We start from the raw sequence: 12,140 nt of genomic DNA on the forward strand, positions 1-12,140 counted from the left end.
AGCAGTTCGCCGCCGCCTGTGCCACCCGCGCGGGCGGGCCAATGCGAGCCGCTGCGCCGTCCGGCTCCCACCTGCGGTGCCTGTCGTGCACGGTCTTCCACTTCCCGAACCGTCCTGGCAGATCACGCCACGGGCCACCGGTCCGCTGCCGGAAGAGGATGCCATTGATCACCCTGCGGTGACTCTTCCAATGCCCGCCCCGACCCACGTTCTTCGGCAGTTGCGGCTCCAGCAGAACCCACTCCTCATCCGAAAGATCACGCCGGCTCCCACCGGCCGGAACGATGTGACTGCTGGCCTGGTGACGCAGCCCATCGGACAGTGCCTAGTACGAGGGGTTGTCCGGGGACAATCCCCATTGTCCGCCGGTTCTGTGCCGACGGGCCTGCGCGGATGCGGTCGGCGGCTTGCGGTCAATTCCCCGTCGAACGAGGTTCTCGGTGGACGGGGCGCTCAACGGGCGTTGCGTCACCGCGCTTGGTCTGTCCCTGCGCGGGAGTTCCGTATTCGGCCACACCGACAGTCCGGGCAAAGGAGAACACGTGGGAACCAAAACGCGTAAGCGTCTTGTTTCGGTGAGTGGAGTCGTGGCAGCGGTCGCAGGCGTGGGGCTGTGGCTGGCACCTGCGGCCGCAGCGGTGGACAGCGACAGTAAGCTCGGTGGCTGTGGACCGTTCGGGCAGTCCATCTGCGGGCACGGCGGGGTCAGCAACAACAACCTGCGAGCCTATGCCTGTGACTCCTACGCGGACGGCGACGGCTTCATGACCATTTTCTGGCTGGCCAGCGGGGAGAGCGGCGTCGTCTACGACCACAATGGCAGCCAGTCCGGCTGTGGGGAGTACTGGGTGACGGGCCCGTACCGCATCACCTCCTACCAGGCGTGCAGCAACACCGCTCCCCCGATCTGCCGACCCCGCGTCTGGGTTTAGGCGTTTCAGGGGCGAACCATTCAGCTCGCTCGCCAGGCCCCAAGAGGGCTTCGCACGTGCGCGGCCTACCGGCACCGGCCGAGGCTCAGGACAGCCCCGGCCGGTGCCGGTTGCGAGCCGATCACCTCGGCGTCACAGCACGCTGCGGCCGGGGCCGTGTGACAGGTGGTCAGTCGACCAGCTTCGCGTATGCGGCGGCGTCGAGCAGGCCGTCAGTAGAGGCGCCCGCCGCCAGCTTGATCTTGAACAGCCAGGCGTCGTACGCATCGCTGTTGACCTCTTCAGGAGTGTCGGCGGCGTCAGCGTTTATCGCGACGATCTCGCCGGTCACCGGGGTGTAGAGGTCGGAAGCGGCCTTGGTCGACTCCACGACGCCGATGGCGTCTCCGGCCTTGACCTGCTTGCCCACCGGGGGCAGCTCCAGGAACACGATGTCGCCAAGCGTGTTCTGGGCGTGGTCGGTAATGCCGATCGTCAGTGTTCCGTCGGCTTCGGTACGCACCCATTCGTGCTCGTCGGTGTACTTGAGCTCGGCAGGGATATTCGACATGGCAGGAAGCTCCTCTACTGCAGAGTGTGACCAACGGGTGGCAGAGTGCCATCCTGACGGCCTGCCGGCGATAACTTCTATAGAGATCACGCCAAAGAGCCGGTCCGGCATGCGTGGCCGGGTGGCCGACCCCCGCCGCACGGGGCCAGCGCCCAACCCGACCTGGCGTGGCCCCCTCACCGAGATCACGGTGACCGAGTGGACTTGCGGCGCAGCAGCTGCCACTTCACACGACTGCGCCGCGCCCCGCAGCTGCGCGCGGCCATCACGCACACCCCCATGGCCGCCCGGCCCGACACGCCGCAGTGTCGGGAGAGCCGTGGCCGCTGACAAGAGCGCGCCCTGAGCCGCACAGACGGGTTTGACTTTACCTTCCCTTTACGATTTGGTGTGCCTGCACCAACCCGAATTACACATTCCGCTTAACTTGGGGGAACCACCCTTGAAGCGCACTTTCCGCGCCGTGTGCACGCTCGCTGCCGCAGGTCTCGCCGTCGGCCTCACCGCCTGCTCAAAGACCGCCGACAAGGCTGCTGACAAAGCCGCCGAGCAGGTCGACAAGGTCGTGACCGAGACCTACGACGTCACCTACGAGGTCACCGGCAAGGGTGTCGACTCCATCGACTTCCACGGCGGTGGCGGCGAGGCGATGAAGCCGAAGGTCGAGACCGTCCAGAAGCCCGCGCTGCCCTGGAAGAAGACCGTCACGCTGCGCGGCATCATGCCGCCCGCGGTCATGCCCGTCGCCGCGGACCCGTCCGGCGCCGAGGTCAACTGCAAGATCACCTACAAGGGCAAGGTCCTCAAGGAAGAGAAGGGCCAGGGCCTCGTGACGGCGGGCGGCTGCATCGCGGTCTCGCCGGTCGGCAGCAACTAAGTGCCACATCAGGCAACGTTCGCCTCGGTCTTGCCGGTCGAGTGTGGATCGCGCGGTCCGCATAGTCTCGCGGGGTGCACTCTCATCTGAGGTTCGAGAACCCTCCCGCTCTGCCTCACGGGGTCGTGGTCCAGATGCTGGAGCGGGCTCTGCTCGACCGCTCGGCCGAGGGCGAGGCGGCGAGCGTCATGGTCGGGACCGCGTTGAACGACGACGACGCGGAGTTTGTCGAGCACTGGTGCGTGCAGATCGGGACGCGGGCTGCGCCGGGGAGTCCACTGCTCGGGCTGGCCGGCCTGTGCCTGGGGCACGCCGCCCGGCGCTTCGGGCGTCTCAGTGATGAAGCCCTGGCACTGGCGGAGGCGCTGGCGGCGCGGGCCGAGGCGGACCCGACGGACGTGGACGGTCGGGCCCTGGACGGCTATGACGACGTCCGGAGTTTCCTGCACCGGTGGTGACACGCAGGCGCAGGTAGCGACCCCGACACTTGGTACCACCCCGTGCGCGCCGCACATACGCGAAGACGCTCGGCCGGGGTATTCCCGGTCGAGCGTCTTCGTGTGTGTCTGCTGCCGCTGGAGGCTTAGTACCAGTGGTGGGTCTGCCAGAAGTTCCAGGCACCCACGGGGCCGCCGTAGCGGTCGTTCATGTAGTCCAGGCCCCACTTGATCTGGGTGGCCGGATTCGTCTTCCAGTCCGCACCCGCCGAAGCCATCTTCGACGCCGGCAGAGCCTGCACCAGGCCGTACGCGCCCGAGGAGGAGTTCGTGGCGGTGTGGTCCCAGCCGCTCTCACGCGAAACGATGTTGTTGAACGCCGCGAACTGCGCCGGGTCCTTGATCATCTGCTGGGCGATCGCCTTCGCACTCACCGGAGCCGCCTGAGCGGGAACGGTGGCGAGCATCGAACCGGCGGCACCCAGGGCGACGACGGCACCCGCGAGGGTCTTCTTCGAAGCGGCGATACGGCGGATGACGGACTGGGACACAGAGAAGCCTTCCAACGGGAACAAGGACCATCGCGGCACGCCACAGGCATGCGTGAGCCACTCACGCAAAAGAGAGGGATTCACCAGCGGCGGGGAGAAACACCCGAACCGCCCGGCGACTCATCCAGTTCTACCGGCGCCCCGCCCGCCTGGCAACGACCCCACCTACTAGCGGGCCTCGCAGCACACCACCAACGCCCCAGGCGCCGCTGGAGGGTGATTTGTGCAGGTGGGAGCCTATGTAAGGACGGGGGTGCGGCGGCCCGTGGAGCTACGAACCCCGCTCGTACGTGACATAGGTCCTATGGGGCGGCTCACCTTCGGGACGCCCGATTATGACCAAGAGTCACCATACGTACCCTTTCGAGACGCCAGTGAGATCGGGCGATCACCTCGAAAACCCAGGAAAACGACGCCCTGTATGCCGCACTTCCCCGGCCCGGCGCCATCACCCACCCCAAGCCACACTCCCCCACCGTCCTCTCGCTCGCCGATCCGGTAGTCCGGCGACCAAAGCGAGCAACCCGACTCAGAGGGACGCCATCTGCAACTCGCCGATGACCTGCAGGCCGACTTGCGCTGCCAGCCAGTTGGCTCGTTGGGCTTCGGCCTGCTTCACGTGGACGTACACCGTGTGGTCTGCCGCGGGCTCTTCGAGGTAGAGGTCGCGCGCATTCACACATACCGTCACGAAGGCGCCTCTCGTGCCCCCGCGGCCGAGGCCGACCTCCGGAGCCTCAGGCCAACCGCTGAAGTCCCAGCGCACCAGGGCCGGAACGTTCCCTACCGCAACCAGGAACGCCTCCACGGCCTCCGGAGCCATGCGCCAACTGCTCATGACGATCGGGAGGCACGCTGACGGAGAGTCGCCACTGCGCGACGAGCCGTGCCGGTCGCCTCTGTAAGACCACCAGTCAGCATCCGGTAGAACTCGGATCAACCGCTCAAGCTGGACCAGGCTTCGATGTTCGTCAGAACGAGCACGGGGCGGTACGGGGAGGCGGTTTGGGCGGGGTCGGTGCCGAGTTTGGTGAGAGTCTGCCAGTTCGCGAGGTGGGCGAAGCCGTGCTCGACGGGGTGTGTCCGACAACGAGGAGGTAGTTGGCTTCCCGCTGGCCGGGGCCAGTTGGCGGGTGCGGCTGGCGTGGAAGCCTGTGACGACCACGGGGCGTACGTTTCCTGGACGCCGACCGGGTGCGGAAGGTGCCATCGATCAGGACCACCTCGCCCCCCGCTTGGCGACCTTCCGTTGAGGCTGAGCCGTCACCCGGTTGTATGGGGCACCCAGTTCCCGGCAGGATACGGATCAGGCAGTTCACACGGCCTGTTCATAGAAGTTAAGGAATGAATCCATGTCCTCACAGATGTCCCGACGGGTTTCCCGTGAAGGCTCCGAAGCCGGGCCCAAGAAGCGGTTCCCGGTGGCCGCGTGGATCGGCTCAGCCTTCCCTCTGTCCATGGTGTGGCTCGCCCTCTATGTGACGCATGCCGTACCCATGGAGGCTCTTGGGGCCATCGCTGTTGCCATCGTTGTCCTCGTGGCATGGGTCGGCATGACCGGCACGGTCCGCGCCCGGTGCGGCCGCTGAACCCTTCCCGCCCTTCGCTGAGCACGGGGCGCCCTCCAACCCCGTAGCCGCCTCGATCGCCGCCTGCCACTGTCCAGGGGACGCCTTGAGCTCTGGGGCGAGGAAGGCGGCATCGTAGGTGTGTGCTGTTCACCACGGGGAGTTGACCGTCCGGTTCTTGCTCGCTGTGGGTCGACCGCGACGTTGATGGGCCGAGCAGAACGGCCGCGCCACCGTCGTGTCGTTGCACCCCCAGACCTTGTGATCGGAGCGGTGGAACGTAAATGCGTCGACAGCGACCCTCGGCGCCCGGCAAAGTGGCCGCCCGTGACGAGTAGTGAGCTATGGACCCGTGCGACCGCCGACCGCTACGACGCCGAAGAGACCGAGATGTCCTCGGCCGCCGTTCTCGGACCGACTCTCGACTTCCTCGCCGAGCTCGCCGGAGACGGCCGGGCCCTGGAGTTCGCCATCGGAACCGGACGGGTGGGTGTCCCGCTCCGGGAACGCGGCGTGCAGGTAGCGGGCATCGAACTGTCCGAGCACATGGCAGCGGTCTTGCGGCGCAAGGCCGACGAGGTCACGCTCCCGGTGACCATCGGGGACATGGCCACCACACTCGTCCCTGGTGAGTTCACCCTGGTCTATCTCGTCTACAACACCATCACGAATCTCCTCACCCAGGACGAGCAGGTCGAATGCTTCCGCAACGCCGCGCGTCATCTGACGCCCGGCGGCCGATTCGTCATCGAGCTGGGCGTGCCGCCACTGCGGTTCCTACCTCCCGGCCAGGTCGCCGTACCGTTCGATGTCTCGGAACAGCATCTCGGCTTCGACACCTTCGACCTGGTCGAGCAGATTCTCGTCTCACACCACTTCACCCGCGAGGGCGACGACGGCCGCTACCGCCGCAGCAACTCCCGGCATCGGTACGCCTGGCCGGCAGAGCTCGACCTGATGGCAAGGATCGCCGGCCTCGAGCTGGAACGCCGCGTCGCGGACTGGGACGGGTCGCCGTTCACCCAGGACTCTGCGAAGCACGTCTCCGTATGGCGCAAGCCAAGTTGAGATCAACCACCCAACGATGCCCTATGCCGGAAACACGCTCCGTGAAAGGCGTCGCGTACCTCCCAGGAGATCCGCAGGCGGCGGAACCCGTGCAGGTGACCCGGTTGGCTGTCGCGGTCCTGGAGCTGTCTGGCGAATGATCAACTTCGTACTGGTTTCGAGCAGTAGGTAATGCCCTTGCCGCGATGGTGGGGCTCAGCGATGCTGGATCGGTGCCAGGGCAGAGGAAGAGAAAACGTCAGAGGCAACGTGAGCAGCAGGACGCAGCAGAGCGGGCGGCCGCTCGCTTCGCGCCTGACGCGGGTCGCTGGGAGGTGCTCTTCGAGACTCAGGACGAGTCGCAGTGGAACGCTCACATCCGCCGTCTGCGAGCGTCGGACACCCAGATCGACTGGACGGCGGTGCGAGCGGACATGTTCTGCGGGCGCCTGGTCCAACCGACCACCTACCGGCTGAGCCTCTTCGTACCGAACGCCGCGCCCGATTCCGGTCAGGGATCGCCCGATAGTTGATCTGTGAATGGTACGGGTGAGTTGACCGACGCGGCGCGGGAGCGAATTGGGAGCCAACAGAGCCCTTGTTGCTGCAGGTCGACTGGGCGCTGTGGCGGCTACGGACCGACGCCCCCTGGCATGATCCGCCTGAGCGGTACGGTCCGTGGCAGACCGTCTACGAGCTGTTCGCCCACTGGGCCGCGCTGAACGTGACGCGCAGAGTGGTGGTCCACCGTGGGTCAGGGAGCCCGGTAGTAGACGCTCCGAATGCCGGTGGAGTTGTCGCCATCCTGGGGAACGATGTCGAAGCTCTGGTCCTGAGTGCCCGCGTACGGGCGGCCGCTGATCACACCGGCACTGCTCACGCTCAGTGCGAGGTTGTGGTAGTTGTTGCGGATACCGACGGAGCCGTCAGCCTGCGGGACCAGGACGAAGCTCTGGTCCACATCACCCACGTACGGGCGGCCGGTCACCGCACCGGCACTGTTCATGCTCAGTGCGAGGTTGTAGTAGCCGTTGCGGATGCCGGTGGAACCGTCCGCCTGCGACACGCGTTTGAAGCTCTGGTCCGCGCTGCCCGCGTACGGTCGACCGGTCACTGCTCCGGTGTTGTTCATGCTGAGCGCGTAGCTTCGTGGGTGAGGTTCGGGCGCGGGCTGGTAACTGGTGCGAATCCAGAGCCTGAGGTGGCCTTCGCCGCCGCCGTTGAACTCGTAGGCGGACAGCCCGGCCGGCCACCCGGCGCCCGGGGGGATCTGGCTGAGGGCGACGAGTCCGGCACGGGTGATCCCGTAGGAGCGGTGGGCGACGAAGTCGTCCTTGTTCTCGAAGAGGGAGAAGAGCCAGCCGATGAATTCGGTGGCGACTCCGAACAGTGCGAGGGCTCCGGCGGCCGCCTGGGCGTTGTCGTCCGGAACGCCGGACGCCTGCCCTCGTTCGGCGGCCTCCATCGCCTTGTCGGAGATCTTGTACAGGAACCTGCTGATCTCCCGCCAGATGCCGCCGCTGTCCTCCTCCCACGCCTCGACATCCATGTAGAAGAACCGGTCCACGCGGCCCTGGAAGAGGATGTCGGAGTCGCTGAAGCCCCGGGTGTTGCCGGTGTACATGTCGCTGAAGACACGGGACCGGTATTCACGGCGGGCAACCTGGTCGCTGCCCGCGCCCGAGGCCCAGTAGAACTCGTCGGCGCCGATCTCGTTGGATCCCCGCACACTCATGAACTTGTGCGCCCTCAGGGTGAAGGTGCTCGGTGCGAGGGCCTCCACGCCGGGCGGGGGTCCCGTTATCACCGTGAGCGCCGATCCGTACTCGCCCATCGCAGCGACGAACTCCTCGCTGTCCGGACTGTTCAGCTGTGCACCCCGAGGCAGCGAGGACAGGTCGATGATGTTGACGTTGGGCTGCGCCAGAATGTCCCGGACGAGGATCTCCTGGTCCGCCGCGTAGTCCGCCATCGAGTAGGAACGCTCCAGCTCGATCCGCGCCACGCCAGCGGGAAACAATTCCCCGACGGCGGGGGCGTCCTTGTAGAGCTTGCCGTACTCCGCGACCTCCTCCACGGACACCACCCGCGCCATCTGGTCGACCAGGTCCTGCTCGAGGTCTGACAGCGGTAATCCCTCGCTGAGCCGGGCCGCGGCATGCAGCGCGATCTCGATCAGGATGTTGCTGTTCCGGTTCGCCCGCAGGCGGCTCGCCCAACGCGTGTCCGCGCGGGCTTCCGACAGCAGAGTCCGAAGCCGTGTGACCCGCTCCTCCCGCGTCGTCGTGGGTCCATCGGGGCCTCCAGTGACCGGCGGCGTGCTGTTCGACATGCGGCGTCCCTCCCACGTCACGTGCCTGCGACACAGGCTCAGGGCAGAAGGTAACGGCGTAGTCACCCCACGGCATCAGCAGCTATCAGGCCACGACACCGCCGCACCCACCAGTGATGCCCCGCCACCCGGCGGGGCATCCGATACGGTCCCGACCCGACCTGCAAGGGCCAACGCCGCTGGACGATGCGCTGGAAGGCGCCGTTGAACGCCCTCCAGGTCACCTTCGAAGAGCGACTCACCCCCACCACCAGCCACTGCCCCCTCAACAACCAAGATCAGCCGTTGACTGGACAGCCCCTGCGACACCTCAAACTGCGGCCGGAAAGGCCCTCAGGTTGGGTCAGCCGGTTGAGTGGGAGCACGACGACGGCCGGATCACGGCTGGGTTCCGTTCGGGTACGGGGCGTACGGGTTGTTGCAGCCGCCGCGGTCGCCATCCCAATCCTGGCCGCCATACCAGTGCAGCGTAGCCCACTGGGTGCAGTTGCTGGAGTTGACCTCCGCACCGGCACGCCAGGCGTCGGGGCTCGGCGTGCCGTGGGTCCACTGGGACGCCTCGAAGTACCACTGTGTGATGCTCGTGTTGACGTAGCCCGAGGCCAGGAGCCGCCCGTAGGGGGAGCTGACCTTGATGGTCGCCGTACCGCCGACCCGGTTGATGAAGTCCTGGTTCCACCACCAGTAGACACCCACGTGATCGGTGCACTGGTTCCAGTACTGCTGAACCCATCCGGCGGTGATCCAACCCTGCCAGCCGTACGGTGCCTGGTCCCCGATCCAGATCCGCGGATTGCACGCGGTGGTCAGGGTCGTTTTCGTCGTGCTCGTGCGCGCGATGGGGTGCTGCGCGGGGTGAGCGACGCCGCTGGTGTCGTTGATGGTTGCGGGCGCGGCGTCAGCGGCCGTCGCCGTGGTGGCGGCGCCGAATGCGGTTCCGCCGACAAGAGCGAGCGCGGCGGTGGTCATGGCGATGGTGCGGCGGAACTTGCGTGCTGTCGTCAGTGCAGACACGGTTTCCCCTCGTCTCGTGTTGACGGCGCGTGCGCAACGGCATGGCCGGTGGCCCAGCGGTGGCGATTGAGCCGTCCTCTGGCGTGGGCCTGCCTTGCGCGGAGCAGCAGGACCAGGCCCCCCGCTTGGCTGGGGGCCGACGCTCGGAGCGCTCCAGCGGCAGCCATGGCGGCGAGCCCTCCATCCAGGTGCGCTGATGCCCCGCTGCTCACAGGCGCGACGGCAACAGGGAGGCTACGGACACGTGTCCTTGGGTCGTCCTAGATTCGTCCTAGCCTCGGTCCTATGTGACGGTCTACCGACGGAGGTTGATGGTCTGCGCAGGGCCGCCGCCGGGAGCAGGGGAGACGGGCGATCGCCGGAACCGGACATGGGTCGGGTGGTAGGCGGTGAACGTGCAGTGCCTGGTGTTCTACGGGCGCACGAATCGACCATGTCTGTGCACGGGTAGTCAAGGACCACTGCTCGTCCCCTGAGCACTGTTGAAGCATCCGATTGCCGCGTGAGGCGGCAATCTCAGTGCCAGAGGAGACGTCCATGAAAATCTGCTCATCGCTCATGGGGCTCGGTCTTGGCGCGGCGTTCGCCGTCCTGTCCGCCGTGCCGGCGCAGGCGGAGCCGCACAGCCCGGCCGCTCTGCCCGCATTCAGTACGTTCGCCGGAGAAAGCACCAACAAGGCCACGCGCGGCTCCGTGGAGTACCGGTACTGGTCCGATGGCAATGGCTGGTACACGGCCGAGTACCGCAAACCCACCTCCAGCGATCAGTGGCCGGGCGACGGATGGGGCGGCCGGGTCTTGATGCACTTTGACTCCGTATGGGGAAGCGACAGAAACATCATCGTGGACAACCAGGACAGCCAGTCCCGCACCGGCATGCCCGACAAGTTCTCCGGCGTGGCGAACATCTGGTTCGAGGTGTGCAACTTCAACTTCTTCACCGGCGAACAGTATTCCTGTCAACGACTGCACAAGACCTGATCAACTCCCCTCTCTCATCAGGCTCCTGTTGGGACACACCTGGCTCCTGAGCAGGGCCCGGGCTTGCCTCGCGTTGCCCTGTCCCCGTACCTGGCTTCACCGCACTCCTCGGATGGGGAGTGTTGGGCGTCTTCTTGGGGGTGTTCCTGTTCTGGCCCGCGGCAGTACTGCTGCTCGCCGGGTACGCGAACCCCCAGCGGCGCCCGATAGCGGCCAAGATCATGGGTGGGGCAGGTGCCCTGGTGACGGCGGCGGTTCTCGCAGGATCAGCGCTGTTTGTCTGGGACTTCGTCATCAGCCCCTGACTGGCGAGGCCTCATACCGTCCAGGCCGCTACCGAGCCCGGCTGGTTCCGCGGCGGGATCGCGACGCGCAGGAGCGCCTGCGCGGAAGGAAATCCGGGGCTCTTCGGTGTCCCAGGGACGTAGCATCGCCCGATGCGGAAGATCGACACGTTGATACCGGAGCGGGGGCAGCCCGACACCGCGGCCCTGCACGCCCACGACCCCGACGCCCTCGCCCGCTACGTTCTGGACACCGGCAACGCCTGGTGGCGCCGCCGGATCTGTGTGCACGCGCTCGCCGGCCGAGTCCCGGAGGCATACACCCCTGGCCTCGCCGACCGGATCCGGGACGAGGACGAGACGGCCGAAGTACGCATCGCACTCCTCGACCTCCTCGCGGGCCGGACGGAGCTCCTACCTTGGCTGCGCACCGTGGAGGGGTGTGGGGATAGTGCGTACGGCGTCGCCGAGGCGGCCCTCAAGACCCGTGGCCTGCTCGGCGACCGGACCGCCGCCCCAGGACTGTCCACGCTCGCGGCCTCGCCCTGGCTGCGGTGGCGGGAGACCGGGGAGGCCGGCCTCGACGGGCTGGTGGAGCACCACGGCGCCGACGCGCTCCTGGCCCAGCTCGGCCAGGAGCGACCTGAGGACCGCCGCTTCGCCCTGCGGACACGGCACCGGGCGGGGCGGGACGTGACGCCGTACCTGGCCGACTCCGACCGGGGCATCGCGTATCTCGCCCAGTCGCTCGTCGCGGATCCGGACCGGCTGCGTGCCTTTCTGGAGGACGTGCCCGCCCCCGAGGCCGCGGTGCGGGCGGCCTGCGCCCTCCATCGGCTCACCGGGGACACCGCGGAGACCCGCCGGATCGACGAGCGGCTCGGCAGCCCGCGGACCGAAGTCGAGGGCCTGGACGAGGAACTGCGCCGGGCGATAGTCCACGAGTACGCCCCCTGGTGCGAGCGGCAGAGCGACCCCCGATGGCTCCTCGAAGCCCTGTGCACCGAGCCGCCCGTCCGTCCGGACCTGCCCGACCAACTCGCACGTGCGACCGCCGCGTTGACCGCGGGCGGTCTCACCCCGGACCCGCCGGTCTCCGCCGGGGACCACAACCAGCAGGGCGACGGCACCTATCACGTGATCTCGTGCGGCGACGAGGACATCTACATCAGTGCCCTCGGGCGCTTCGCCACAAGCGACGACGACCGGCATCCCGCTCGGCGGGTACTGGAGGAGGCTGGGTTCCGCTGGATCCACGCAGCCATCGGCGGCATCCGGGTCACCGACCTGTGCGTCTACTACTTCGGCGCACGCGACCCTCTCAACGTCGACACCCTGCTGTTTTACTGGCAGGACTGAGCGGGGAGGGCCGAGAAGGCCACAAGTACATAGGGCTGGTGCGGCCGGGGCTATCTGCTGCTCAGCCAGCCAGCCCACAACTCGTAGCGGCTGACCGGCACGTCCTGGTGCGCCTCGCGCAGCGTCTCCTCAAAGCCGTCGGGGGGGCGGGCAGCGCAGACGGGCCAATGGGCACCGCAGGGCGATCCCTCGTCCGAGGGGTTTGATC

Annotated in this window: 13 protein-coding genes and 2 pseudogenes; 9 read left to right on the top strand and 6 right to left on the bottom strand. The window is 67.3% G+C overall.

Annotated features, from left to right (window positions below):
- Nucleotides 1-4 precede the first annotated feature (4 nt).
- Nucleotides 5-286: pseudogene (locus tag IE252_RS30800) on the bottom strand (transposase); the annotation flags it as partial.
- A gap of 352 nt (nt 287-638) precedes the next feature.
- On the opposite strand from IE252_RS30800, the gene IE252_RS30805 reads away from it, so the two are divergent.
- Nucleotides 639-932, top strand: coding sequence for a hypothetical protein (locus tag IE252_RS30805; RefSeq protein ID WP_190092706.1), 294 nt, complete (start codon nt 639-641; stop codon nt 930-932).
- Nucleotides 933-1,101: 169 nt separating this feature from the next.
- Here IE252_RS30805 and gcvH read toward each other — a convergent pair whose 3' ends face one another.
- Nucleotides 1,102-1,482 carry a glycine cleavage system protein GcvH gene (gene gcvH / locus IE252_RS30810; RefSeq protein ID WP_190092707.1) on the bottom strand — a complete coding sequence of 127 codons (381 nt, stop codon included), beginning with the start codon at nt 1,480-1,482 and terminating at the stop codon, nt 1,102-1,104.
- Between the two features lie 442 nt (nt 1,483-1,924).
- Here gcvH and IE252_RS30815 point away from each other — a divergent pair, with 442 nt between their 5' ends.
- Both IE252_RS30815 and IE252_RS30820 read left to right on the top strand, forming a co-directional pair.
- Nucleotides 1,925-2,359, top strand: a complete 435-nt coding sequence (locus tag IE252_RS30815; protein ID WP_190092708.1) for an MmpS family transport accessory protein — start codon at nt 1,925-1,927, stop codon at nt 2,357-2,359.
- A gap of 134 nt (nt 2,360-2,493) precedes the next feature.
- A complete protein-coding gene (locus tag IE252_RS30820) occupies nt 2,494-2,817 on the top strand; it encodes a hypothetical protein (protein ID WP_229848885.1) in 324 nt (107 codons plus the stop codon).
- Nucleotides 2,818-2,942: 125 nt separating this feature from the next.
- On the opposite strand, the gene IE252_RS30825 is transcribed toward IE252_RS30820, so the two are convergent.
- A complete protein-coding gene (locus IE252_RS30825; protein ID WP_190092709.1) occupies nt 2,943-3,347 on the bottom strand; it encodes an aggregation-promoting factor C-terminal-like domain-containing protein in 405 nt (134 codons plus the stop codon).
- Nucleotides 3,348-3,876: 529 nt separating this feature from the next.
- Nucleotides 3,877-4,170, bottom strand: a complete 294-nt coding sequence (locus tag IE252_RS30830) for a hypothetical protein (RefSeq protein ID WP_190092710.1) — start codon at nt 4,168-4,170, stop codon at nt 3,877-3,879.
- Between the two features lie 529 nt (nt 4,171-4,699).
- Between IE252_RS30830 and IE252_RS30835 the strand changes: the two genes are divergently transcribed.
- From IE252_RS30835 to IE252_RS30850, 3 genes and pseudogenes are all read left to right on the top strand, one after another.
- Nucleotides 4,700-4,936: a hypothetical protein gene (locus IE252_RS30835; RefSeq protein ID WP_229848886.1), complete on the top strand. Its 237-nt coding sequence runs from the start codon at nt 4,700-4,702 to the stop codon at nt 4,934-4,936.
- A 306-nt stretch (nt 4,937-5,242) separates the two neighbouring features.
- A complete protein-coding gene (locus IE252_RS30840; protein ID WP_190092711.1) occupies nt 5,243-5,983 on the top strand; it encodes a class I SAM-dependent DNA methyltransferase in 741 nt (246 codons plus the stop codon).
- Between the two features lie 577 nt (nt 5,984-6,560).
- A pseudogene (locus tag IE252_RS30850) lies at nt 6,561-6,680 on the top strand (transposase); the annotation flags it as partial.
- 36 nt (nt 6,681-6,716) lie between these two features.
- Here IE252_RS30850 and IE252_RS30855 read toward each other — a convergent pair.
- Nucleotides 6,717-8,294: an RICIN domain-containing protein gene (locus IE252_RS30855; RefSeq protein WP_190092713.1), complete on the bottom strand. Its 1,578-nt coding sequence runs from the start codon at nt 8,292-8,294 to the stop codon at nt 6,717-6,719.
- A gap of 378 nt (nt 8,295-8,672) precedes the next feature.
- Nucleotides 8,673-9,308, bottom strand: coding sequence for a hypothetical protein (locus IE252_RS30860; protein ID WP_190092714.1), 636 nt, complete (start codon nt 9,306-9,308; stop codon nt 8,673-8,675).
- A 537-nt stretch (nt 9,309-9,845) separates the two neighbouring features.
- On the opposite strand from IE252_RS30860, the gene IE252_RS30865 reads away from it, so the two are divergent.
- The 3 genes from IE252_RS30865 to IE252_RS30875 all read left to right on the top strand — a co-directional run bounded on the left by IE252_RS30865 (nt 9,846) and on the right by IE252_RS30875 (nt 11,932).
- Nucleotides 9,846-10,289 (top strand): hypothetical protein, encoded by a 444-nt coding sequence (locus tag IE252_RS30865; protein WP_190092715.1) that lies wholly within the window; start codon nt 9,846-9,848, stop codon nt 10,287-10,289.
- A gap of 122 nt (nt 10,290-10,411) precedes the next feature.
- Entirely contained in the window at nt 10,412-10,594 is a 183-nt protein-coding gene (locus tag IE252_RS30870) for a hypothetical protein (RefSeq protein ID WP_190092716.1), read from the top strand.
- Nucleotides 10,595-10,726: 132 nt separating this feature from the next.
- On the top strand, nt 10,727-11,932 hold the full coding sequence (locus IE252_RS30875) for a HEAT repeat domain-containing protein (protein WP_190092717.1): 1,206 nt from the start codon (nt 10,727-10,729) through the stop codon (nt 11,930-11,932).
- Nucleotides 11,933-12,140: the final 208 nt, after the last annotated feature.

Origin of the sequence: Streptomyces melanogenes (assembly GCF_014649795.1) — a bacterium.
Classification (GTDB): domain Bacteria; phylum Actinomycetota; class Actinomycetes; order Streptomycetales; family Streptomycetaceae; genus Streptomyces; species Streptomyces noboritoensis.